This is a genomic window from Marinomonas algicola (assembly GCF_014805825.1).
Taxonomy (GTDB): Bacteria; Pseudomonadota; Gammaproteobacteria; order Pseudomonadales; family Marinomonadaceae; genus Marinomonas; species Marinomonas algicola.
In genome coordinates this window covers 3,298,213-3,322,865 of sequence record NZ_CP061941.1, presented here as the reverse complement: position 1 = coordinate 3,322,865, position 24,653 = coordinate 3,298,213, and the positions used below count along the sequence as shown (strand labels likewise).

Below are 24,653 nucleotides of genomic sequence, written 5' to 3'. Positions count from 1 at the left end.
ATAAAACTAACCAATAGCGCGATGCGCTCTATTCTAATATAAGCTTCCCTATTCTTAATTCATCTATTTCAAGTGCTCAGGAAGCCATATTAGCCATTTAATGAGCCGTCGCTAGCAAAGACAACCAGTAACCCCATCTAAAGCACTGACTTTTTAGCGTGACTATTCAATCGTTAATAACTCGTTTTCTTTTTATTTTACGCTAGCCGATAGAGCGAGGAGCCTCTATTTTCTACAATTTTATTGACATTTGGTTGTTCTTTATATAGAACGTTCTATATAAAGAACAATTATAGGTGCATAATGAATAAACCCATTTTCGGTTCATTGGGGCGGAATATACAAAAGTTGCGTATGTCAAAGAGCTTGTCTTTGTCTCAGCTTGCGCAGGATGCAGGGCTTGCGAAGTCTAACTTGTCTCGCATTGAGCAGGGTGAGGGCAATCCGACGTTAGAGACGATTTGGCGTTTGGCGGTACAACTGGGTGTCCCGTTTGGGGATCTTGTTGCTACGGTCGAATCTCCACTCGGCGAAAACGGTGTTCAGGTAAGGCTGATCGATCAAGGAGGGGACAATCCTCGCGTCGATGTGTATTGGATGTCTTGTGCACCGAACACGATTAAGCAATCGGAACCCCATATTGCAGGCACAACCGAGACCATTACTTTAATCAGTGGGGAGTTGCTAGCGGGTGAAAATAATGATCTGCATCATTTGAGCATTGGAAAAGCACACACTTTTGCGGCCGATGTGCCGCACAGTTATCAAACCGATGATTCATGGGCGACTTTAATGGTGGTCATTACCTATGTTAAAAATGACTCCGCTATACAGACAGGTGTTAAACAAGACAATACTAAACAGGATGTTTCATTATGAGTACTTCTGCGAAATCCCTTGCTGGAACACCTTGGAAACAAGGCGTAAAAGACGCGATTCCTCTGCTTGGTGGATACATTCCGGTAGCCATTTCTTTTGGTTTGATTTCCGTACAGTCTGGCTTTAGCGTGTTAGAGACTGTTCTTATCTCTGTCTTTATCTATGCTGGCGCGTCACAGTTTCTTTTTGTTGCCATGGCGGCTTCTGGAGCTCCGCTCTGGTTGGTGGTTATCATGACGCTGTTAATCAATGCTCGACATGTCGTTTATGGCCCCAACCTTTCTCCTTACTTAAACCATGATAAGAAGTGGCTTCCATTAATGCATGGTTTGACGGATCAAATTTTTGCGCTGGCTCATGTCCGTTTGCCTCAATTGCCAGATCAGGCTCGGATAGGCTGGTATACAGGCGCGGCGGTGTTAGCTTGGTTGAGTTGGGTTGCGGGAACGGCAGTGGGTGCTATTGCTGGCGGAGAATTGACACGGCGTTGGCCGTTAATCAATGATATTTTGCCATTTGCGTTACCGGCTCTGTTTTTTGTCTTAATTGTTCCACGTTGTAATAATCGTTTGTGGTCGTTGACCATTGCTTTATCCGCTGTTAGCGCTGTTATTTTGAAAATGTCTGGTTACCCTAATATGGCTATTCCATTGGCGGCTATGAGTGGCGCGGTGTTGTTTTACATCTTGAAAAATCAACGCGTTTTGGGAGTATACTAAGTATGGATATCTCTATGTGGCTGGCGCTTGTCAGTATTGCCATTGGCACGTATTTACTGCGTCTTGTACCGTATCTGTGGATGAAGCGACGTTTGGCTAAAAGGCAAACCGAGGACGGTGTGGGCTCAATGCCTACTTGGTTAACCATACTGGGGCCAACCATGATTGCGGCCATGTTTGGTACGTCTTTAGTACCGACTCAACCTGATACTGTGTCTTGGTTAGCAACTGGCATCGGTATATTGGTTACTTTTGGAGTCTGGACCCGTACTCGATCTATGGGCTTGCCCACTTTATGCGGTGTCGTGTCATTTGGCGTGGTGACACTTGCTTTTTAGTCCTTTGATTGCTGTGTCAAAGTCATACTACGCTGATTTATCCGAGCGTTAAGTGAAACCATTGCCCGACAAACTCATATTGACCATGTTTGTACGGGCCGGGTTTTTAGTCCTAAGTGTTGTTAGATAAAACCATTGTTAGATAAAACCATGGGACAGGCAAATAAAAACTTTGAAGGACATAGCAATTGTAAAAAAGGTATCCTCTTTTTTCATTTACTATCGATAAACCAGAGTCGTGACGTTTTCTCTAAAGTAGTCGACCTGGCCATTCGATTCATGAGACAGAATGTAAGTACGGCTGTCCACATCTCGCCTTTCTAACCCATACCAAAAAGATTGTTCAAATGTTGTGATAAACCAACCGTCGCCTAATAATTCCGAAGTGAGACGGGTGACTTGTGTACCTTTAGGAAACACCTCTTTGCTTAAACGGCTAAGAACAGTCATCAACTCCACTTTAGTCTTACAGCTTTGCCAACGGGTGTCTGTAGTCTCTTTATAATGGTCAATACGTAGATCTATATCATCAGCAAAAAACGTTAACAAGGTCATATCTCCTGCTTCAAATAAATTTAGCACTCGATGAATGGCAATATCACTGGAACGATCAAACATATTCTGACTCCTTGCATTTAGCATTGACTTTAAACCTGATGTTTTTTCATTTTATGCATCTAGGGTATCGATTGTCAGTCCAAAGATATAATATGGTTTTTATTATTCATCTATAGATAAATTATATGATAGAAGTAAAACCTCTTTACTACTTTGTGGCGGCCTATGAAGAAGGGTCTGTCACGGCGGCCGCCTCACGCTGTTTCATTGCCCAGCCATCAATCACTCATGCGATTAAATCACTAGAAACTCGCTTGGGGGCAACGTTATTTGAACGAAGCAAACAAGGAATAAAGCCCACATCAGAAGGAAAAAAGCTCTATAAGTTAGCCGTAGATTTTCTCTTACAGAACCAACAAATAGAATCTGCTTTCATGCCAGATAATAGAGTTGAAATCTCAATCTACATACAATCCGATATAAACATTGAGCGCTACCAGGAAATTTTTGATTTGTTACGAGGCTCGTCATCCTTCATCGACCTAGTGATCGTTAATCAGATTGAGCAAGCCCAATTAGCGATCATTGATGAAGACAGTGTACCTGCTCAGTTTCAATTCAAATTACTTTCTCAAGAAGAATATAAGCTGGTGGTTAGGCCGGATCACCCTTTAACAAAGCAAAAAGTAGTTACCTTAAACGACTTCGAGACACTTACTTTTATTGCCCGACCTTACTGTACCAATCAGAAAGCGTTTGAACGCCTTATTAATGAAAATAAAATTACGATTACCTACAAAGGCAAAGCGATACATGACTTACAAGTTCAAGCGTTAGTAAAGTTAGGGGTAGGGGTGGCGTTGATACCTGAATCATACATTCAACAAGAGAGTGGCTTAAAATACCTTTCGATCTCGTTTAAAGTTCCCATTAAACTCTCTACAGCACTGGCCTATCGCCATTTACCAAAAGAAATGATGGAAACGATAAAGAGAATCGGACGGCTTTACTAGAAGGCCTTCATCGCTTATATAGGTTGTTTCTTTACAGGTTTGGCCGTCTTATGAGCTGATAAGAACGGCAGGATACTTCTGAAACTTTGTTGGTAATACTAACCAAACTGACACAATCAAATCCAAAAATGGGTTGGCTTGTGTCATCCTCATCTTTTACATAGGTTTTATCCGCAGGACGTTACTTAGCTAACCATAAATTTTTCAAGTTTAGGTTTTAGCACCAGTGACATCATTAATGCCATGAATAACCCAAAAGGCAGAGCCGCCATAAAAGCGGGTAGCCATGCACTGACAAAAGCGGCCGAGCTTGTAAATCCGATTAAATTTACTGTAGTACTGGCTGCTAATATTGACTCCATAAAGAACGCCATACAAACGCCAGTAATAATTTGATGGAGAATTTTATGACCATTAGGCAAGACTCTCTTAAGGAGCTTAGTCATGAGTGTCATAAACAATAGACCAATTGGCGCTATGAGTAATACGGCAATTGCAAATGAAGAAAGCCAATCTAACCAGAAACTTTCTCTATAGCCTACATTCATGTAAGTCATGATCCCTGTTAAAGAACCAACAACGAAGCTGATAAGACAAACTAATATCAGTATTTTCTGATACAGGGGGTGTTTAGGTGTATTCATTTTTGTGACGCTATCTGACATAGGTTTTTTCTCTAAAGATTGAACTTGATAGTTACTTGATTGATAATTGCAACTATAATGATTTTAATTGATAATGTCAACTACTTTAATTTGAGGTTTTTCTATGTTCAATGCCATCACAGTCGAAGCGACTTTTCATTTAGCCCACGCAATCAAGCAACAACTTAGCCATCAGTTGGAAAGCCAAGATCTTGGGATTGCTTCTATGCACGTCAGAGTCCTAAAGGTTATTGGTAAATCAAACGCTTCTACAGCAAAAGAGATTGCAGAGCTATTTAAGCGCGATAAAGCTCAAATTACTCGCTTAATTAATCAGCTGATTGACCAAGGGATTGTGCAAAGAAAGCCGAACCCTGATGACAAGCGAAGTCAACTTCTGGAATTGACCTCATCAGGTCAAGCGCTACAGGAGATATTACGAACACTTTCTGATGAAATGGAAAGTAAAATGACTCAAGGTATTGAAGCGGAGGATCTCGCTACCTTTACTAAGGTAGCTCAGAATATGACAAAAAACCTTATACGTTACTGAAATTCAGAGAGAGTGGTTAGATAACCGGATTGTATGAATCATGAGTCTAAAACACCTATAACTTCATCTCTGTCCTTCAAAGAGCCAATTTTTATAAGAACATTATTAAGTATTAATTGAAAAAGTCACCTAGTAACATTGGATTAGGTTGATCAATAGGCGCCAAGTTTAGTCGCTTCAACTAAGTGCCTAAAAGTGTGAACATAGCTGAAACAATTAAGTCACTTGAAAGATTGAGTGGATAACTTGAGTCATTTTTGATAAAATCGATCGATTTTTAATCGAATGATCCTATAAATAACGCTTTATTTTTGAAGCAAACGATCGAGCTTGTTTGACATTTCATATGAAACAGTTTTCAAAGTTACAGCGCCAAATTTTTTCTATTACCACTGCGTTAGCTTTGATAACCATTGTTATTATCAGTGTCTGTATTGCCGCTCTTTTGTATACACAGGGGATAGATAACGCGGAGTCAGTGCTTCGTAACAAAAATAGATCTGTCACAACGCTTATCGAAGGGTATGTTGCGCCTTTACGCAAAGCGGTTGAATACACTGGCAGCCATACTGCAACCCTTGACCATAGTCGTTTTCGAGAACCAGAAACACAAGAAAAAATTCTAAGTCTGTTTGATATATTGCAAAACACAATACCTAACATACATTTCATTTTTTCTGGTTATGAAGACGGTTCTTTGTTGATTAATGATTACACTCCACCTGCCGATTTTAATGCTGTCATAAGGCCTTGGTATCAAGCGGCGATCAAATCGTCGCCATCGATATCGGATGGGGTTCCTTATCAAGATATTAATTCTAAAAAGTGGTTGGTTTCGTTTGGGAAAGCATTATTAGACGCCGATAATGAGGTTATTGGTGTCATATCCATTGATGCAGGAATGGATGCTATTGTTAAAGCTCTGGCCGTTCAAGATGAAAAATATCCGACTATATACAACTTTGTCATGGATCCTCAGGGGAAGGTACTTATTCATCCTGATGAAACGCTCCCCGATACACTTAACCAACAGATTTTTTCTCATTTACCAACGAAAATGAATACTTCGGGAAGCCTTTCCTACAGAGATGGAGAGCATCAAAAATTGGCCCACTTTAATCGAATTGATGCATTAGGTTGGACTGTTGTTACCGAGGTAAATTTGGCGGATATTCGACAACCGATAGTAAAAACCATTACATCAACGTTATTGATGATCATCTTAGGGTCTCTATTTACGACCTGGTTGATGAGTTACATCTTAAGTAGGAAACTGATTTTACCACTAAAAAAATTACAAAAAAGAGTACAAGAACTGACCGAAGGGAAAGATGAGTTAGGCAAATACGTTTTTCCCAATAATGAAATCGGTAAGATCTCAGAAGCCATTGAAAAACTTACTGAAAAAGCGTTAATTCAGAAAACCATTGAATTGAAAGACAAGAATGCTTTGCTCAGTGCTCTCTCCCATACGGATCAGTTAACCTCGATCGCAAACCGCCGCAAGATGATGGAAGTGCTTCATGCTGAAGTCAGTAATTTCCAAAGACACAATCACCCCTTTAGTGTGCTTATGTTTGATATAGATCATTTTAAGCGTGTTAATGACACGTTCGGACACGAAGTGGGTGATCAGGTTCTGATGAGGCTTGCTGACGTTGTCAAAGACGCTATTCGTAAAACGGATACATTAGGACGATGGGGTGGCGAAGAATTTGTTATTGTGTGTCCAAATACAGACCACAAAATGGCGCTAGATATCGCTGAAAAAGTGTTTTCAGCTATCCAGTCACATATTTTCCCATTGGACATTAATGTGACGGTTAGCCTCGGTCTTTCAGAGTTTACAACAAACCATTCTTTAGAGAGTATTTTGGTCGAAATAGACCAGAAAATGTATCGCGCTAAACAATCTGGCCGAAATCGAATTCAAATATGATTCTTTTAAATGACCTCATGCCTTAAAAATGCTGACAGAAGCGTTTTCCTTGGTGTTCAAGTATATCAACCTCTACCCCGTACAGAACCTGAATATTTTCTTGTGTTAATACTTCCTCCGGTGTGCCTTGGAACAATATAGATCCTTGCTTTAACGCGATGATCCTATCGGCATAGTGACTGGCATAGTTGACATCGTGTAATACAACAATAATGGTTTTGTTCCAATCAACGATGGCTCGCCGTAAAGTCGTCATCAAATGTCGAGCATGATACATATCTAAATTATTTAAAGGTTCATCCAGAAGGATATAGTCTGTTCCTTGGCAAAAAATCATGGCAACCAGTGCCATTTGACGCTGACCGCCTGACAATTCATCCAAAAAAGTAGCGCGGAATTTTGACAGTTCAAAATACGCCAGCATTTGTTCAACCACTTCGTGATCCTCCGACTTTGGTCTGCCTTTATGATATGGATACCTCGCGTAGAGCAATACATCTTCTACCGTCAGTCGGCTCATAAAGTGGCTATGCTGCTGTAAAATCCCCACCTTCTTAGCCATTATTTGGCTAGGTGTCGTTGATATGTCCAGGTTGTCATAGCTAACTTGACCCGTTTGCAAAGGTAGCAAGCGGGCCATAATAGATAACAGGGTCGATTTTCCAGCACCGTTTGGGCCAATCAATGCGATGCTCTGCTTGGCTCCTAATGTAAGTTGAGTTGTTTTTAATATGGTTTTTTCTGCTCGTTTAAAACTCACATCTTGAATTTGTATCACGGCCGACTTCTCCTTAATAACAGAATAAAAAACACACTACCGCCAATGACTTCAATCACCACGCTCAGCGTTGCCTTCATAGCTAAGGCATGCTCAAAAAAAGTCTGCCCTGCCACCAAAATCAATGCCCCCACAATAGACACCATTAATAAGTGATCACCAGATTTGCTAGCAGGAAAATATTGTTGGACTGAGGCGACAACCAATAAACCGAAAAATAAGATTGGCCCCACCAGTGCTGTTGAAAGGCTTACTAATGCAGACACAAGCATCAGAAATAAACAGGTCATTGGCACATATGCGATCCCTAAATTGATCACATGACAGCGTCCCAAACGGAAAATATCCAATACAGTATGAAAGCGCCAAACAACGCTTAAACAAATGAATAGTAAGGCAATAGCAACCCAAAGTACTTGGCGATCAAGCAGATCGAATCTAGCAAAGGCGGCTCCTTGAAAAACAACGAAGTCTTCAGGCGACATCATCCGGCCGAGAAACTCATTGGCCGCTTGTACTAATAACCCAATCACAATTCCAATTAATAGTAATCTATTCATATCTTGGCTGAAGTGCAGGATCAATCCGCCAAAAATAAGTAATGCAAACCCCATCATCACAATACTGTTTATCAGAAACAAATGAGTGGCGTTAATAGTTAAGTAGCTCCCTGTGCCTAAGATTGAGATAATAACTAAGCTAATCAATAAATAGATGGAATCTAGTCCCATAATCGATGGGGTCAAGATGCGACTGTGAGTCAGGGTTTGAAATATATAGGTTGATACGGCTACGGCCACACCGACCGCATTGAGAGCCAGCCATTTTTCAAAACGCAAAACGAGAAAGAAATGATCATCTGGCGTTAATCCCCAAGTGATAAACAAGAAAGAAGACAAAAGCCAAACACTGATGGCGCCTTTGAATACACGCTTCTGCAACGGGTTAGAGGGCACGTTGATTGCCTCGACATAACATTACTAAAAAAATCGTCCCAGCGAATACCGCAAATATTAAGTTAGCCGGTACTTCTAATGGGTGAGTGAGCAAGCGACCAATGACATCGCAAATCAGCAAAGAACTGGCACCCATCCAGGCACACCATGGTAAGCTATGTTGTAAATTATCCCCGCAATACGGCCTTACGATATTCGGGATCACGAGCCCAAGAAAGCTGATCATGCCGACCGTGGCGACGACTAAGGAAGTGGCAAGAGCAATCATGGATAAAGCCATGAATACTAGCGCGCGATAAGGCACACCTAATGTTCTCGCCAGATCTTCACCCATACCTAGCATACTAAACTGATTGGCCATCCAATAAGCCATGATGCCAATGATTAAAGCGCCCCATAGCAGTTCATAACGTCCTTGAATAATGGTGGCAAAGTCACCGTTGAGCCATACCGCTAGCATTTGCATTCGATCAAACTCAAAAGCTAAAAATGTCACACCTGCACCAAGAATGGCACTGTAAACCAAACCAATTAACGGCAGTTGCAATGGGTCTGATAAGGTGAGTTTTTGTAATAATGCGAAGAACAGCAACAAGCTCAAAAAACCCATGCTGGCACCAAGCAGCATGTGTCCAACCAGCCCCATCTCAGGAAAAATAACATGGGAGAGTAACAATCCAATAGCAATACCTTGAGGTGTACCTAAGGTGGTTGGCTCTGCAAAATGATTGTTCATGACCGATTGAGATAAGCAGCCTATGATGCCTAAAATGCCGCCCACAATTAACACGGATAGCGTTCTGGCTATTCGGCTCGAGATCATCACGTTTGTCATGTCAGGCTGACGCCAAATGTCCATTATCGAGAGGGAATAGGCACCAACCAACAGGCTATAAAGAGTCAGTGCCAACAAGCTTGAAAGCGCCAAAAAACCATAACTAAATGACTTCATACGGCTCCAAAGATACAGGCTTAAAACCATCGAACACTGTCATAAGTTGGTTTTCCAATAAGACACTACATCAAGATAGGCTGCAGGGTTAATGATCGAATTTACGTTCATCAAGCGACGCTTAATTTGTGTGATGACATGCGCTTTAGACGATAATAAGTGCATACCAAAGCCTTCTAGCTCAGGACTTTGCAATCTAACGCGTATTATCGTTGGTGAAAGGTCCATTCCCCTTACGACTTTGGAAGACGGTGGCTTAAGAGGGATTTCAATCCTAATATTTTTTAACATCTTCCTTTACTCATTTATCAATCAATCTATCATCGGGAAGGGGAGCTAAAGGCTTTTTTAAGCTGTTGTAATGTGTTTTTCAGCCCTTTCACACCACCGACAGCATTCAATGTTCCGACACCATCTAAATACACAATCTGTCCTTTTCGAGCGGCCGTCGTAGCCATCACTAAAGCGTTATTCATTTGTTGCTGAGCATTTGAAGACGGCTTGCCGACCGCGGCATCACGGTCCAGAACAATTAACCAGTCTGGATTTTTATCTAGAATATACTCGAAGGAAATAGGCGCTAACTCCCCTAATTGTTTGCTGTCGTCGCCGACTAGTGTCATACCTAATTCTGTCTGAAACCAATCTATGCGAGTTTTAGTGGTTAGCATATTTAATGAACGTCCAATCACCATCACGACCATGATAGAGCCCGTATTTGATATGGATGCCGCAACCTCATCGCGCAATTGTGTTAATTCATGCTCGATTGCCTTAGCCTGCGCCACTTTATCAAATAGCCGCGCTAAATCGTTCATACGCTCAATGGCGGCTTGAAATGTGTTGCCTCTGGTTAAAGATAAGTCCACTGTGGGAGCAAACTCGGCGACCGAATCAAATTGTTTTGCTGAGCGAGTCCCAACCACAACGAGGTCAGGCCGCAGACGGTGAATCGCTTCCAAATCAGCGGAGAATAAGGTTCCAACCACAGAGGCCTGGCTTTGATTTATGTAGTTGAGGTGTATTCCATTTGGCATTCCGACTAATTTGACGCCAAGCGCATCCAGTGTGTCCACGACCCCAGCCGGAAACGCGACAATCCGTTGCGGTTTCTTGGGTACGTCAACGAGTCCTCGATAAGTTTTGATCTCAACAGCGTTCAAACTCGCTGAGGCGAAAATTAACACAACGAAAATCACTCGTAACGGCATTGTTAAAAACATGTTTTGATCCCTATATCATTCAACATTTTCTCTGCCCCTGATGAGCTTCTAGATAGGCCTTTGGTGTTACACCATAAGCTCGACGAAAAGCATGGATAAAACTTGAGGCATGTTGATACCCAACTAACCACGCGGTTTCCGAAATGGACTTTTTCTGTTTTACCATAATGCATTTTGCTCGAGCTAAACGTTGTTCCGTAACCCAATTACCTAGGGGCTTTCCTAATTGATCAACAGCACGGCGATGAAGGGTACGGACACTCATATGTAAGGTCTCAGCCATGGCCTGAATATCAAAAATACCCTGATCTAAAAGCCGCTCTAGACTATGTTGTAACGCCGAAGTTATACCTTCCTCTAAATTCATAAAATGCTGCCATGTTGTGTTTAGCAACAATAACCCTAACATGTCTTTATGCAGTAAATTGTCATCATCACAAGCGGCTAACCATTGCTCACAACCTGTTTGCATTGTCTGGGTTAAAGGCCAATCTCTAACCGTTTGGCGGTAAACATCGACAGGTAAAGCGTCTTGTGTATTATTGTCTTTTAACCAGCGTTCCATCCCTCGCAAGACCACTTTCTCATCGCATTGACCCGCAAATGTTACTCGACGAAACAACGTTTGGTCATTTAAGCTAATCATTATGCAGTGGCCTTGATCCGTCGAAAAATGATAGTCCTGTCTTCCTAATGAGAATTGCAACTCACCTTTAAGTAAAAAAATGAAGGTGATGTGTGGATTTACCTGTACGGTGTTATCCACGCTACGACGATAAATGTTGCGTCCACCATGAATTTCCACACCACTTCTTAACGAATCAAAGCGGTAATCTCCTGAGTAATAGTCGCGAATTAGCGCCTCGTCATAAGAATCATTATCGTGTTGTGAGCCAGTATAGAGCACTGTTGTTCCCTTTCTAAAGGTGTTGGCAGGTTTTCCAAGTAGATTGGCAATATTTCGACATCAGACCAAAATGCACTTGGCATACAATAAATGTAAACGATAACCCTTCTCATTATCAATATAAATTACAATGAAAACTCTATAAGGAGTCAAAATGTCAAGATACCCTAAGTTTGCATTTACTACGCTTTTCTCGTGTATGGCCTTTAGCTCATTTTCTTGGGCCGAAAACCAGATTCGCTTATCAACTCTTAGCGTTGAGGGGAATCAGCTTTATCAAGAAGCCGCCTCAGAAGAATCAGAATCCTATACTATGGATGGCGCGACAGTCGGCAGTAAAACCCCTGCAACCTTACGCGATATTCCTCAATCTGTGAGTGTCGTTGCCCATCAGAGTATTGAAGATCAAAATGCCGATACCTTGGAAGAAATCGCAGAAAATACCCCAGGTTTAAGAATGCTTCCAAACGAAAGAGGCCGTTCATCGGTCATTGCTCGTGGCTATAAATATTCTGAATACAATGTAGACGGTCTTCCTGCACAGATGGAAAGCCGATTAGGAACCATGCCAAACCTAGCGGCGTTTGACCGTATCGAAATTATGCGGGGCCCTTCTGGTCTATTCGATGCAAGCGGGGAAATGGGTGGCATTATTAACCTTATTAGAAAGCGTGGCACAGATGAATTTCAAGGCAAATCAGAAGTCAGTCTAGGAACAAATAAGCAATATGAAGCTGGCCTTGATATAGGGTCACCACTGAATGAAGACGGCCGCATTCGTGGTCGGCTGGTTATTAATGGTTTTGGTGAAACCCCTGAGGAAACGGGCAAGGCTGAGCACCACGAAACTGTTTACGCGGCTTTCGATGTGGATTTAGACAACAACACAACCTTGGGTTTGGGTTTTTTACATCAAGAACGAGATCTTACACCGAATAATGGGCTTCCGTTAGACTCTGAGGGCAATTTATTAAGCCTGCCAAATCACGATTACTACGCCCCCAGCTGGAACCGCTTTAATATGCAAAGCGATGACTTGTTTGCTGATTTAAGTCATTATTTTACAAACGGTGGCTACGGTAAGGTCGGCATTCGTTACCGAGAAAATAGCAGTGATTGGAACTACATGTATGCTGGTTCTGCCATCAGCCCGACAGACTCAGTAATCATGTTGCCTTACGCTAGCGATGTTGCACAAAAAGCCTTTGTCGCCGATGCAAGCTACAGCCAACCCTTTGATTTTATGGGAAGCATCTCTGAATTTGTGTTCGGGGCGGATTATAAAAGATTTGAAGATGACCGACGTGAGTACAAAAGCCGTACTGGTACTTCTGTCTCAGTATCCAATCTCAGTAACATCGCCTACTACGACATTTTCTCAGCCAATGGTTCAAGTTCGTATAGTAATGTCGAGCGAGAGGAAACGGGTTTATACGGCAAGATAACGCTTCGTCCTGTCTCAAATTTAGCATTAATTGCAGGCGCCAGAGCCAGTCAATGGGACATTACTACTATCAATAAACGAACCAATTCAACCACGACACGGAGTGATGATAAAGCCATTTGGTACGGTGGCGCCGTATACGATCTGGATGATTCATATAGCCTATACGCCAGTGTTTCCGAATTGTATATTCCTCAAGAATATGTTGATGGAAACGGTGAAGTACTTGACCCACGAGAAGGTAAGCAAGTCGAGCTGGGCATCAAATCGAGCTACTTAAACGATGCGTTACAGGCACGAATCAGTCTATATCAAATTGATGATAAAAATGCGTGGGGCGTCAATTCTTCACGTGAATTCATTGCAACAGGTAAGCGTCGCATGCAAGGTGCTGAAGTTGAAGTCATTGGTCAGATTACCAAGGACTTTAAAGTCATCGCTGGGTACAGCTATATTGATACGGACATTATTGAAGAAAGCTCATATGACGTGCTGATTAGCTATATGCCTGAACATATGTTCAATTTATGGGGAAGCTATCAAGTAAATGAGACAGTAAATATGGGTCTTGGCTTGAACACCTTGAGTAAAATCGAAAACGATTCCGGTGCTGATGCCAGTGCTTACAAAGTGGTCAACGCCATGATGTCTTATCAATTTACTCCTGAACTAAGCGCACAGCTGAATATCGATAATCTACTCAATGAGAGGTATTACGCTCGCGTTGGAGATTCTGGGCAATTCAATATTCCTGGTGCAGAGCGTTCAGCAAAAGCCACTATCCGCTATCAATTTTAATTACTAAGGTATCGGTCTCATAGGGAAATATGAGGCCGATAATGGCATTATGAGTCAATCTAACATTCATATCGGTCTAGCCTTAGTCATGGGCTGGCTAAGCGCTAATGGCTGGCGACGTAACGATAGTCAAGTCGAGCAACTGTTCAATCTCCAACCGTATCTTGATCTTGCCAAACAAGCTGAACAAGCGAAACTCGACTTCGTTTTTCGCCCCGATACGCTTTTTTTAAAAACTGAGCCTTTAGCCACTGAGCCAGGCTTTAGTAATCTCGACCCTTTTGTCTTATTGTCTGCCATTGCCAGTCATACCAAAAAAATTGGTTTAGTCGCCACCGCGTCAACTACCTTTTTGCCGCCTTATGTTGTAGCCAGACAGCTGCAATCACTGAATTGGCTGAGTCAGGGGCGAGTCGGGTGGAATCTCGTCACGGCGATTGAAGGGCAAGAGAACTTTGGGGAAGACATATTATTACCCGCAAAACAGCGCTATCAGAAATCCGCTGAGTATTTGTCTGTAACGAAGCAGCTATGGAGAAGCTATCCTAGTGATAGTTTGATCTTAGATAAGAAAAAGGGGGCGTTTGCTAATATAGAAAAAATTCGGCCAATCAATCATCAAGGAAGCTTTTTTAAAGTCAAAGGGCCTCTTAGTACGCCTCAAACACCCTTTGGTGAAATTCCACTTTTTCAAGCGGGGGCATCCGAGGCTGGACGTACATTTGCAGCAAAAATTGCTTCGGCTGTTTTCGCTGCTACACCCGATATGGCGTCTGGTATTGAGCTTCGAAACGATTTACGAACCAAAGCTAAGCAACAGGGAAGGGACCCAGATAGCATTAAATTGTTACCTGGATTAAACCTTTATTTAGCCGATACAAAATCAGAAGCGGAAGAGCTTTATAGAGAGACTCATTCTAACTCAGACTGGGAGCGTCGTTATGCTTATGTAGAAGAAGCGATTGGGTTAAATCTAAGGCAATTCGATAAAAATAGAATGTTGACAGAAAATGATCTTCCTAAACTCGACAGGCAAGTGCGGAGTCAAACCCATAGCAATTTAATGAAACAGTACATTTGTCGGGAGAATCCGAGTGTGGATACCTTTATGAATCGACCTGAGGTGTGTAATTCATCCCATTGGTTGGTTATTGGGACACCTGAAGATGCCATTAATAGCATTATAGAAAGACTCTTAGGAGGTGGGGCTGACGGATTCATTGCTATTCCTGGTGGTAGCATACATTCGGCAAACTTATTCTTCAAAAACGTTATTCCCGTTTTAGCCGAGCAAGGTTGGTTTCGACGAGAATATCAAGGTAATACTTTAGCTGAGCACCTTAATGAATCTAACTTTTGATGTTTTGGTGAACTAGCTATTTAGTCATGTTAATAAGGTTGTCGTTCCAAAAAATGGAATATCTCTCTAAGAAATGGGGGGGCTGACTTTAAATAGATACGTCGTTTAAAGTTGAAGTAAACAACGACCGTTAAGCCTGTATGAGCAGAATGACGGAGGCCTATTTTCTTGTACGCCTAACCAAATAAAGCCAGTTTTAGGCTGGCTTTATTTTTCTTGCGTAGACTAATAATATTATTTGTGAATACTTACTTTTACCCTATGGTTTATTAAGTCAATACTGTTAAATTAATTATGTTATTTCGCAGGCATTCTGCAAGCAAAGCTCGTCGCTTTTTCGATGTCGCCTTTACCATTGTAGGTTGCTGTGGAGGGATATGGACACAGTGGACGAGTTCGTGTTGCACTCCAAGAATCGGGGAGCTCATCATTGACTCCTCCCGGGTTACCTTCTCCTCGAGCTGATGCAACGACTTGCTGCGGTTTCTCTCCTTTCTCAACCCATGCGACTAATGGCGTTAGCATATCGAATTGGTCCGTCGCTTGGCCACCACGACAATGTCCCATGCCTGGAATAGGATAAAATTGCGCAAACTCATCCGCTCGGCCCATATTTTTTTCGTTTAACGCTTGGTACCACTTTTCAGTATCTTCCATCGAAAAAATGGCGTCAGACACACCATGATAGACCATTATTTTACCACCGCGATCACGTAAGGTTGACATATTCTCGGGGGAAGGTGGTGCCATGAAAGACATGGCTGTCTCTTGGTAAACGCCATCAACCGTGTTGACACGATCGACTAGCTCATCGATGTTTGCTTCCCAAACGAAACGTGCACCATCAAAGTTACGTATGCTGTAGCCTTTCAGGTCGACTGGTGGGGTATTGAAAATCATTGCAACTGCGCCAGAATCACGTTTAATGGGGGCCGAGTATTCCCAACCTAATTGGTCTTTGTTACTGATGCCCGCATCGTATGGGAAGGCAGAATAAAAGGGCGTCCCCTTGCTGGTGGTGACACCGTTGAAGATGGTTGCAATGGCGTCTTTTTGCGGCTGGGTTAGACATAGGCCTGTGCGCTCTGACTCACAGGTTGGAACGTCTTTGTGTAGATTAAAGGTCGTTTGGCATGCCTTTACATCCTGAACCATGTCATCTTTTAGTCCATCAAGTGCGTCGCATTGTGCCAGAATGGCTTTTGAAACCGTTTTGCGCTCAGCCAATGTAAAGGCGCTTTCGAGGTTCGATTTATCTGTACCAGGTACAGAGGCATAGACATGAGCACCTGCAATACTGGCGACGGCGGCTAATGGCAAGCGATAGCCCGGTGCCCCCACTAAAATGCCATCATAATCGTTAGCGTATCGCGTTGCGGCAACCATCGCATGGCGACCTCCATTCGAGCAACCAGCAAAATAACTGCTATCAGGTTGTCTTCCGTACACCTGACTAATCAGTCCTTTTGCCATAGGTGTTAATTTAGCGACCGCTTGATAACCGTAATCCAAACGTGCCTGTGGGTCATAAGCAAATGTGGGTAAGCCGCGATCGTGTCCAGCATCAGAGCTGATGACTGCAAACCCTTGCATCAATGCTCCTGTCAATGGCCCTCCGCCCAATGCCCCTTCAGCGGTTCTTACGGCTCCGTCTAAACCACCATTGCCTTGATGAAGAAAGCGGCCATTCCAATGCTTAGGCAACCTTAATTCAAACCCTATCGAATAGGGCTTTCCATCAACCTCGCCAATGCGTTCATGCATTTTTCCTTTTACTAAGCAATGCGCCTCAATCTCATTATTGCCCAGAGTAAGAGTGCCTTTTTTGATCGTTTCAACCGAGGTAATGACGGTGTGATTTGCTGTTAGTCGTAACGACATATCTTCACATTGAGTAGTCAGAACTGAAGGTTTAGCTTCTCCAATAAGCGGAAGAGTGTAAGGAGAAGAGGCATTTGCAACATGGCTATAAAAAGCGATACCGCCGATCGCGACAGCGAGTAGGTTACGTTTATATGATAGTGGAGTCATTGATGGGTTCCTTATTTATTATTGTTTAGCTATCCAACAATATAGTAGAAGATTGAGTCCTAGAAGCCGAATAAGTTTTTTCAAAAGTGTATTCGAAAATGGCATAGTTGGAAGGAAAATACGCCAAAGCATTGTCTTAATGTATTAAAAGAAGAGGCCTTGGCTTTGTGTAGAAAGTGCAAATAAGTTAATGGATCTTTATCCAAGGAATAGGTTGAAAGCATAGCCACCGATCACCGCCATACTAAAAATTACCATCAAAAATGCAAACATAAGTGGCCAGTGGAATAAGCGTTTCAGCAAGATCATTTCAGGTAAACTCGCACCACCACTTCCAATAACCAGTGCAATAATAGCCCCAATACTTACTCCTTTAGCGATAAAAGAGGCCATCAAGGGAAGTAGTGCCGTCACTCTAATATAAAGTGGTATACCTATTAATGCGGCTGTCGGTACGGCGGCTGGGTTGTCCGCACTGGCGACATCGGCAAAGAAATCGGCGGGCACAAAGCCATGAACAAAAGCGCCTATTAACATGGCAATGAACATATAAGGGAACATAGAGCGAAATAGCGTCCAGCTTTCGTTCCAGGCTTCGTTCCATATTGTTGGCTCTGATTTAACCGCGCTGCCGCAACACGATGTTTCTTGAACACTGTCACAACCCGTGTTGCAAGTTGACTTTTTCGTCGCCAGCATTTCCTGTTTGATATATCGATCAAAACCAAAGTGTTGTAATGCAACGCCTGCAAAGATAGATGTTGTTAATGCTAACCCGGCGTACCACAGGGTGACTTCTAGGCCTAAGACAGGAATAAAGAGCGCAATTACGATCGGATTCAGCAGTGGTGATGTGAATAAAAAGGTCATAGTGGGGCCAAACCCAGCATGCGCCTTTAATAATCCAATCAGCATCGGAATCGTTGAACAGCTGCAAAAGGGGGTTATGGCCCCCAGCCCCGCAGCGGTTAAGTAACCCCGTCCTTTTCGCCCTCCTAAAAGGGCTTGAATTCTTTTTGCGGGTAACTTTTGGTTTATTAACGCAACCCCATAGCTAATGATGAGGAAAAGCAGAGTCAATTCAACAAACAGTTGCATGAACATTTCTGCCGTGTCAATTAGCATTGTTTGAATATCAGGGTTCTCAATTAAGCTTGATAAGTAGGTGACCATAATAAAATTCTCACTATATTTCTAATAATATGGAAATATAGTGCTCCGCACTGTTTGTTGTGTCAATATATTTCTAGTATTATGGAATTAATTTTTTATAAGGAGAAACATTGTGGAAACAGAAATAGCGGCAAAATGCTTAGCTGAATTAGGGCATGCAACACGTTTAAACATCTTTCGTTATCTAGTACGTGGTGGAAAAAATGGCGTCCCTGTTGGTGAGCTTCAATCCTCTTTAAATGTCCCAGGGTCCACCTTATCTCACCATATTACGCGTCTTGTATCGGTCGGTTTAGTCTCCCAAAAAAGAGACGGTAGAACGCTCTACTGTGTTCCTCAATATCAAGAACTGGATAGCCTTATCTCGTTTCTTAAAGAGGAATGTTGTTTAAATGAGTGTGAAGACAATTAATTTTTGGAGTATAGAAAACTCATAGTGGTCTGGAGAGAGAGCAGGCCACAGTGATAGTGAATGGATTTTAGTTGTTTCATATCCTTATCTAGAAAACAGTCTGTTTAATAAATAGTATGAAAAATAATCAGCATAGGTGCGGCTTAATGCTTGATGATAACCTCGATTGACAAGGTGTCTTGCTGCTATGGTCGGCTTTTTACCAGCGTTTCAGATGGGAGTTCTCCAAAGGCCTGCTGATATTGTTGAGAGAAACGACCAAAATGATTAAACCCCCACTCCATGGCGACACTGGAAACCTTAGTTCGACTGTTGGATTGCATTAAGGCGTATCTCACTTGTTGCATTCGATGGTGTTTTAACCACTCTAATGGACTGGTTTGCAAATGCTCTCTAAAACCCGCAAATAAGGTGAACTTGCTTACGCCAGCGTGAGCCGCTACGTCGTCTACGGTGACTTTTGATTGTGCGTTTTTTTTCATCCAATGACAGGACCTTAATAAATAGGCCGGTATACTTGGAGAGAAAGGATGTTCGGCGTGTTGAATTTTTTGACTGATATTATTTGGTTGGGATAATAGCAATCCTTCTATAATCATAGATTCGAGGTGATCTATCATTGTTGGCTGGCTGTATAGTGCACTGATACAGCCCCAATCTTCCACTATTTTTTGTGACATGCACCACCATGCCTTCATTTCTGGGCGCATTAAATCCATTTCTGGATCAAATTGAACTGAGTCATTTATGGGCTCTTTAATTAACCTTTCAGCGACACTGGTCATGGCTTTAGAGGGAATCAATAATTGGAGCTTCTCACATTTATCATTAATTTCGAGTTCTTGTTGAGATGTTGGTGAAACAATGAGCCCATTGTTTTCATTGGAATAGAATTCTGATCCGGCCGAGCGAAGTTTTTGATAGCCATGTAGAGGCAAGCTAATACTGTACCCTTTGAGGCTATTATCAGAATCGACACCAATAGTAACGTTGCTTCCATAGGAAAGAGACCCTGCTACTATGCCAAGTTTCGGGAGGCGATGGCCCTTGTGGTGAAAGTCTAAAGGTTTACTCCCCCATATATCCAGTGCGTGGGGGCCACAAATATCATCCATCCATTGTTTGGCATACTTTGCACTAGAACAGTGGGTTTCTAGCTCAATTTGAGGTAACAACATGCTGTTCTCCAGAGGAAAGAGGAACATTGAATATTTATAAACTTAAAAAATTGAGTTGTAATACTGATACGCTTCATCTTGCTCAAACTACATTAAATAAAGCTCGATGGCCGACAGTAGCGCGTTCTTAATAATCAATTAGTAGTAAAACAAAGCAATACTTATACCAGATTCATTTTTTTGCTTAAATGGTGGTAGAAAGTGCTTTTATCTATTAACTGGATAGTCATTAAGTAATCAGGGCGTTTGTGTTACTTGAATAGTGGGGTAAGTGAGCGCATTGCAAGGCGCAATATAATCCTTACAGTGCGCTTTAACAGTGCTTAACATACCTTCATTGGGTATGATTAAGTGCTTGCAACAAATTTCTCAAAATACAATGTTCCGTTATTAACGCCTTCCTCTGTAAGCCATGTTTTAACCGCTTCTATCATAGGAGGGGGTCCACAAACATAAATGTCGAATGTCGAAGATTGCAGGTCTTGAGCATTTAACACATCGGTTATTCGACCTTTATGTCCAGTAAATGTGCGGCTTGGATTACTTATAATAAGCTGGTAACTGAATTTAGGTAGTAAGGTTTTATAAGCATCCAGTCTACTTAACTCGCACAAGTCCGCTTCACGGCTAACGCAATAAAATAATTCAACCGGAACGTTTTTTAGCTCAGGGTTGAATCTTGTTGCCGTAATCAGTTCATCTAACATGGAAAGAAAAGCAGACAGACCTGTCCCACCGGCCACCATGATGAGGCGATGCTGTACCTCGCGCAGATAGAAAGATCCGAGCGGCGCGTCTAAGGTTAGTGTATCGCCCACTTGGCAGCGATTTTTAACATAATCACTCATGATTCCTTGAGGGAGAACGCGAATCAAAAACTGTAACTCCCCATTATTATTACTGGATGTAGCAAAGGAGTAAGAACGTTTTTGATCGGTGTCAGGAATGTGTATTTTGGCATACTGTCCTGCTAGGTAATCCAATTTTACGCTCTGGTCTGAGAGGGTTAAATGCAGATTAACTGAGCTGTCTGATACGTTTTCTATATTACTCACTCTAGCCTCAAAGCGGGTTAATTTAAGGTTAGAGTAAAGACCTGAGTCTATATCATAATAAAACGAAGCGGGTGACTGAACGCGTGTTTGGCAAGAAAGGATATAACGGTTTTCAATCTCTTCTTCTGATAACGCGTCTTCATCGATATAATCTTGTTCATATTTGCCAGATTCACATAGACCTTTACAGGTGCTGCACACCCCTTCTCGGCAATCTACTGGTAGGGCAACGCCGTTGCGAAAAGCCGCATCTAGCAATAATTCATTGTGTTTTGCTTCAAAAAAAACGCTATTACCGTCACTAAAGTTTAAAGCAACTCGATGATTCATAGGATTACTCTCCAAACATCAATCGGCAAAGCAAGAGCATGCCGATTCGTGGTAAATTTAATATATAATGCAGAATTAAACGTGGTAGAAATCCATGACAGAATTAATAATGTCGTTGTTCACCACGCAGTGTTTTCTTTTGATTTTCCAATCAAGGTCGACTTTTACTAAGCTCAGCTTAACTTCACCGTAAAGCATTTCTGTACGGCCCATTCGGGTATAGTTAGTTTGCCAACCGGCTGTCACTTCCAAGCTGTTATCTCTGATATCACTCAACTTAACATTAGACAGTTGATGCTGAGTACGAGGTAGAGGACTCGATGCGGACGACTTTCCTGTGCGCAGTCTGTATACCCTGTCTTCTAATCCGGAGCGAGATGCATAATAGATGAGTGACATCCCTTTTTTGGGGTCAGCAACGTAAGTGTATTCAGATTCCCACTGAGGTATCCAAAAAGTGCTGTCTTCGGTATAAGTATCCAGGTAAGCATCCCATTCTTTGTTGTCACAAAGAGCGGCTTGATAATATAAAAATTGTTCTATTTGATGTTGAAGTTCAGACATTATTCAACCTCCTTTAATGTTAATTCCGCTTTATCTAAGCCCGTTATCATAAGCTTTTGCCAAGTACTGTGCTGATTTACAAATAGTCCTTCATGGGTAAACTCTACCCCTGTCATCGCTGGGGATATGTTGAGATCTTGGGTGTTTTTTGTGGGTTTTGATGTCCAAGTATGACAACCACGACTGATGTCGTTCCAACGTTCTAATTTCGCTTGGAACCCACGTTGAGCTTCACGAAACTCAACTAAGTCGTCAGGCGTTCCCATACCAGAAACATTAAAGAAATCTTCGAACTGGCGGATACGACTTTCTCTTGCTTGAGCTGACTCGCCTTTGACACCAATACACTGGCTGACAATCTCGGTTTTGTTCCAAGCAACAGGACGAATAATACGCAGTTGAGAGCTGATCTGATCCATAAAAAACAGCGAAGGATAAAGGTTTAAATTGCGTAAACGGTGCATCATCCATTCGGCTTTGAGGTCGCCGTACTCTTCTCGTAAACGCGGCATGACCTCGCTGTATCCTGGGCGAACAGTTGGATTACCCATATCACTAAACAAAAGGCTATGACCGTTATGAAAAGCAAACCAACCATCGTCTGTTTCTGCGTCTCCTGCACCTAATTTACTGTAATCCAAGGTTTCTACACCACCTTTCTCGTTATCAAGCTGGCTACGGCGTTGCACTGTGGCAACATAGTTATAATGAACAGTGCTCACGTGATAGCCATCGAGACCATTTTCATTTTGTAACTTCCAGTTACCTTCATAGGAATAGGTCGATTTTCCTGGTAGTACTTCAAGTTCACCTGTTGGCGATTGAGCTACCATCATATCTAGGAAAATTTTCGCATCCCCTAAGTAGTCTTCGAGTGAATCTGTACCCTGAACATCTAACGAAATGAAAACGAACCCTCTGTATGACTTAATACGGGCTTTTTTAAGGTTTCGTGTTGCTTTATCAAACCCTTCTGGGTACTCCCCTGGGGCTTTTACTTTAACAAGGCGGCCATCGCTTTTATAACACCAAGCGTGGAAAGGGCAGGTGAAAGTCGATTGATTGCCCTTTGACATACGTGTCAGTGTTGTTCCTCTGTGTTGGCAGGAATTGATTAAGGCATTGAGATTATGTTTGCCATCACGGGTGATGATCATTGGCTGACGACCAGCTTGCATGGTGACATAGTCGTTTGCATTCGGTATCTCACTTTCATGGCAAGCATAAATCCATACTTTCTCGAAGATATTCTCCATTTCTAAATCAAATAATTCAGGTTCGGTGAATATGTCTCTTGCTACTCGAAATACTGAGTCAGTAGCGCGAAAATCCAAACAATTTTTAATGTAATTTTGCCATTCAGAGAGAGTCTTATCTTTGCTCATATACACCTCGTAACACACCTATTTTGTTGATTCGTTCTATTTAAAGCCCGACACGAAAAAATAAATAGCCATATCGTTGTCTGTCACTATCCACAAAAATAGCGACTTCTCACAAAGAGCCTCTGTCCACAAACGCGTTTTATTCAGGTAACAATGGATCGTGTAAGGCTTTGTGATGATGTAGGCAGAGGATGCGCTTCTATTCGATCTGGTTGTAGTGGGTGATTCGTTAAGTATGATGATGACATTACACCCTCAAATTATGTGGATAGTGTGTCCTAGTTAACCGGATAGCGCAGTAGGTCTTGCTCTGATTAGATGAATTTATCAGCAATATGACGCTGTTTCTGTGTGGGAGACCCCTAATCTTCCAGACATGACCTTGATAAACCATCAATAAAAAATCACATTGAAGAGAGCAGGGAATTTAATGAATTATTTAAAACGTATTGCCTTACCGATAATGACTGGTGTCAGCATTTTAGCCCTGTCTGTGTCCGCACAAGCGAGAGATTTTAAACTTGGTCTGATTACCCCTGTACCGCATATTTGGACCCAAGAAGCGCAAAATTTTGCAGATGAATTAAACCAAAAATCGAATGGAGAGCACGTCGTAAAAGTGTTTCCATCAAGACAGTTGGGGAATGAAGCTCAAATGGTACAGCAAATGCAAACCGGTGCGCTTGATATGGCTTTTTTGACCATTGCTGAACTATCCAATCGTGTTCCTGAATTTGGCGCACTGTATGCGCCATACCTTGTAGATAACATTGACGAAGCGGCGGCTTTACTTAAGTCGGATACAGCGTTAGGTCTACTAAATACATTGCCACAACACACTGGCTTAATTGGAGTCGGTTATGGTATGGCAGGAATGCGTCAAATGCTGAGCCGTGACCCAATACGTGTTCCCGCTGACCTAGATGGGAAAAAGACTCGTATTACGCCGTTTGAACCAATACGAGACTTCTACAACGCAATTGGGGCTGCGCCGACACCTTTGCCTTTACCTGCGGTATACGATGCCCTTGCGAACGGCCAAGTGGATGCGATTGATATGGATTTTGATTCCATTTTAATTTTGAAATTTTACGAAAGAGCGAATAACTTGCTTATTTCCAATCACATGATGTTTCCTATGGTCGGTGTCGTTTCCGGTCGTGTTTGGAAAGACCTAAGTAAAGCAGACCGAGTCTTGATTAAAGAAACAATGAAATCCCATCTGGATAAGGTGATTGATCGTTTCCAAGGCCAAGAACAAGGCTTAGAAACAAAACTGCGTTCTTTAGATGTGGTTGTAACGGAATCCACTAAAGGTCAAGTATCTGATGCGATAACAGAGTGGGAAAAAACCTGGGCTCCAAAAGCGCCTTCTTTAGGTGCTTTGCGTAAAACGGCAGCGGAATTGAGAACTCAGTAACTTTATGTTGTCGGTACCTACTGTGCCGACTTCTCTTTGGATGA

Annotated in this window: 24 protein-coding genes; 10 read left to right on the top strand and 14 right to left on the bottom strand. The window is 42.3% G+C overall.

The window, feature by feature from the left end:
• The first annotated feature begins 303 nt into the window (after window positions 1–303).
• Genes IEZ33_RS15235 through IEZ33_RS15225 form a run of 3 tightly spaced genes read left to right on the top strand, consistent with a single transcriptional unit; the run spans window position 304 to window position 1,936 of the window.
• Window positions 304–879 (top strand): helix-turn-helix domain-containing protein, encoded by a 576-nt coding sequence (locus IEZ33_RS15235; protein WP_191600878.1) that lies wholly within the window; start codon window positions 304–306, stop codon window positions 877–879.
• A complete protein-coding gene (locus IEZ33_RS15230; RefSeq protein WP_191600877.1) occupies window positions 876–1,598 on the top strand; it encodes an AzlC family ABC transporter permease in 723 nt (240 codons plus the stop codon). The genes IEZ33_RS15235 and IEZ33_RS15230 overlap by 4 nt, the downstream gene beginning before the upstream one ends.
• Before the next feature lie 2 nt (window positions 1,599–1,600).
• Window positions 1,601–1,936 (top strand): AzlD domain-containing protein, encoded by a 336-nt coding sequence (locus IEZ33_RS15225; RefSeq protein WP_191600876.1) that lies wholly within the window; start codon window positions 1,601–1,603, stop codon window positions 1,934–1,936.
• A 219-nt stretch (window positions 1,937–2,155) separates the two neighbouring features.
• On the opposite strand, the gene IEZ33_RS15220 is transcribed toward IEZ33_RS15225, so the two are convergent.
• Window positions 2,156–2,554: a hypothetical protein gene (locus tag IEZ33_RS15220; protein WP_191600875.1), complete on the bottom strand. Its 399-nt coding sequence runs from the start codon at window positions 2,552–2,554 to the stop codon at window positions 2,156–2,158.
• Between the two features lie 125 nt (window positions 2,555–2,679).
• Between IEZ33_RS15220 and IEZ33_RS15215 the strand changes: the two genes are divergently transcribed.
• The gene (locus tag IEZ33_RS15215) at window positions 2,680–3,507 is read left to right on the top strand and encodes a LysR family transcriptional regulator (protein ID WP_191600874.1); all 828 of its coding nucleotides are present in this window, start codon (window positions 2,680–2,682) and stop codon (window positions 3,505–3,507) included.
• 185 nt (window positions 3,508–3,692) lie between these two features.
• On the opposite strand, the gene IEZ33_RS15210 is transcribed toward IEZ33_RS15215, so the two are convergent.
• Complete coding sequence (locus IEZ33_RS15210) at window positions 3,693–4,172, bottom strand: DUF2798 domain-containing protein (protein ID WP_191600873.1); 480 nt, start codon at window positions 4,170–4,172, stop codon at window positions 3,693–3,695.
• 103 nt (window positions 4,173–4,275) lie between these two features.
• On the opposite strand from IEZ33_RS15210, the gene IEZ33_RS15205 reads away from it, so the two are divergent.
• Both IEZ33_RS15205 and IEZ33_RS15200 read left to right on the top strand, forming a co-directional pair.
• Complete coding sequence (locus tag IEZ33_RS15205) at window positions 4,276–4,704, top strand: MarR family winged helix-turn-helix transcriptional regulator (protein WP_191600872.1); 429 nt, start codon at window positions 4,276–4,278, stop codon at window positions 4,702–4,704.
• Between the two features lie 346 nt (window positions 4,705–5,050).
• Window positions 5,051–6,643 carry a sensor domain-containing diguanylate cyclase gene (locus IEZ33_RS15200; RefSeq protein ID WP_191600871.1) on the top strand — a complete coding sequence of 531 codons (1,593 nt, stop codon included), beginning with the start codon at window positions 5,051–5,053 and terminating at the stop codon, window positions 6,641–6,643.
• A 22-nt stretch (window positions 6,644–6,665) separates the two neighbouring features.
• Here the strand turns inward: IEZ33_RS15200 and IEZ33_RS15195 are convergent, their stop codons facing one another.
• Genes IEZ33_RS15195 through IEZ33_RS15170 form a run of 6 tightly spaced genes read right to left on the bottom strand, consistent with a single transcriptional unit; the run spans window position 6,666 to window position 11,459 of the window.
• The gene (locus tag IEZ33_RS15195) at window positions 6,666–7,421 is read right to left on the bottom strand and encodes an iron ABC transporter ATP-binding protein (protein ID WP_191600870.1); all 756 of its coding nucleotides are present in this window, start codon (window positions 7,419–7,421) and stop codon (window positions 6,666–6,668) included.
• Window positions 7,418–8,377: an iron chelate uptake ABC transporter family permease subunit gene (locus IEZ33_RS15190; protein WP_191600869.1), complete on the bottom strand. Its 960-nt coding sequence runs from the start codon at window positions 8,375–8,377 to the stop codon at window positions 7,418–7,420. The genes IEZ33_RS15195 and IEZ33_RS15190 overlap by 4 nt, the downstream gene beginning before the upstream one ends.
• Window positions 8,367–9,329, bottom strand: coding sequence for an iron chelate uptake ABC transporter family permease subunit (locus IEZ33_RS15185; protein WP_191600868.1), 963 nt, complete (start codon window positions 9,327–9,329; stop codon window positions 8,367–8,369). The genes IEZ33_RS15190 and IEZ33_RS15185 overlap by 11 nt, the downstream gene beginning before the upstream one ends.
• Window positions 9,330–9,368: 39 nt before the next feature.
• A complete protein-coding gene (locus IEZ33_RS15180; protein WP_191600867.1) occupies window positions 9,369–9,620 on the bottom strand; it encodes a hypothetical protein in 252 nt (83 codons plus the stop codon).
• Window positions 9,621–9,649: 29 nt separating this feature from the next.
• Window positions 9,650–10,552, bottom strand: a complete 903-nt coding sequence (locus IEZ33_RS15175; RefSeq protein WP_191600866.1) for an ABC transporter substrate-binding protein — start codon at window positions 10,550–10,552, stop codon at window positions 9,650–9,652.
• Between the two features lie 19 nt (window positions 10,553–10,571).
• The gene (locus IEZ33_RS15170) at window positions 10,572–11,459 is read right to left on the bottom strand and encodes a helix-turn-helix transcriptional regulator (protein ID WP_191600865.1); all 888 of its coding nucleotides are present in this window, start codon (window positions 11,457–11,459) and stop codon (window positions 10,572–10,574) included.
• A gap of 154 nt (window positions 11,460–11,613) precedes the next feature.
• Between IEZ33_RS15170 and IEZ33_RS15165 the strand changes: the two genes are divergently transcribed.
• Together IEZ33_RS15165 and IEZ33_RS15160 are read left to right on the top strand one after the other, a co-directional pair.
• Window positions 11,614–13,701 (top strand): TonB-dependent siderophore receptor, encoded by a 2,088-nt coding sequence (locus IEZ33_RS15165; protein WP_191600864.1) that lies wholly within the window; start codon window positions 11,614–11,616, stop codon window positions 13,699–13,701.
• A gap of 49 nt (window positions 13,702–13,750) precedes the next feature.
• Window positions 13,751–15,061: an NtaA/DmoA family FMN-dependent monooxygenase gene (locus tag IEZ33_RS15160; RefSeq protein WP_191600863.1), complete on the top strand. Its 1,311-nt coding sequence runs from the start codon at window positions 13,751–13,753 to the stop codon at window positions 15,059–15,061.
• Between the two features lie 297 nt (window positions 15,062–15,358).
• Here IEZ33_RS15160 and IEZ33_RS15155 read toward each other — a convergent pair whose 3' ends face one another.
• Entirely contained in the window at window positions 15,359–17,092 is a 1,734-nt protein-coding gene (locus IEZ33_RS15155; RefSeq protein ID WP_191600862.1) for a tannase/feruloyl esterase family alpha/beta hydrolase, read from the bottom strand.
• Between the two features lie 198 nt (window positions 17,093–17,290).
• Window positions 17,291–18,265, bottom strand: a complete 975-nt coding sequence (locus tag IEZ33_RS15150; RefSeq protein WP_191600861.1) for a permease — start codon at window positions 18,263–18,265, stop codon at window positions 17,291–17,293.
• 112 nt (window positions 18,266–18,377) lie between these two features.
• Here IEZ33_RS15150 and IEZ33_RS15145 point away from each other — a divergent pair, with 112 nt between their 5' ends.
• Complete coding sequence (locus tag IEZ33_RS15145) at window positions 18,378–18,677, top strand: ArsR/SmtB family transcription factor (RefSeq protein ID WP_191600860.1); 300 nt, start codon at window positions 18,378–18,380, stop codon at window positions 18,675–18,677.
• A gap of 185 nt (window positions 18,678–18,862) precedes the next feature.
• Here IEZ33_RS15145 and IEZ33_RS15140 read toward each other — a convergent pair whose 3' ends face one another.
• From IEZ33_RS15140 to antA, 4 genes are all read right to left on the bottom strand, one after another.
• A complete protein-coding gene (locus IEZ33_RS15140) occupies window positions 18,863–19,855 on the bottom strand; it encodes an AraC family transcriptional regulator (RefSeq protein ID WP_191600859.1) in 993 nt (330 codons plus the stop codon).
• A gap of 347 nt (window positions 19,856–20,202) precedes the next feature.
• On the bottom strand, window positions 20,203–21,240 hold the full coding sequence (gene antC, locus IEZ33_RS15135) for an anthranilate 1,2-dioxygenase electron transfer component AntC (RefSeq protein ID WP_191600858.1): 1,038 nt from the start codon (window positions 21,238–21,240) through the stop codon (window positions 20,203–20,205).
• Window positions 21,241–21,315: 75 nt separating this feature from the next.
• Window positions 21,316–21,804 carry an aromatic-ring-hydroxylating dioxygenase subunit beta gene (locus IEZ33_RS15130; RefSeq protein WP_191600857.1) on the bottom strand — a complete coding sequence of 163 codons (489 nt, stop codon included), beginning with the start codon at window positions 21,802–21,804 and terminating at the stop codon, window positions 21,316–21,318.
• On the bottom strand, window positions 21,804–23,189 hold the full coding sequence (gene antA, locus IEZ33_RS15125; protein ID WP_191600856.1) for an anthranilate 1,2-dioxygenase large subunit: 1,386 nt from the start codon (window positions 23,187–23,189) through the stop codon (window positions 21,804–21,806). Before antA ends, IEZ33_RS15130 begins: the two co-directional genes overlap by 1 nt.
• Window positions 23,190–23,619: 430 nt before the next feature.
• Here antA and IEZ33_RS15120 point away from each other — a divergent pair, with 430 nt between their 5' ends.
• A complete protein-coding gene (locus tag IEZ33_RS15120; protein WP_191600855.1) occupies window positions 23,620–24,609 on the top strand; it encodes a TRAP transporter substrate-binding protein in 990 nt (329 codons plus the stop codon).
• Window positions 24,610–24,653 lie beyond the last annotated feature (44 nt).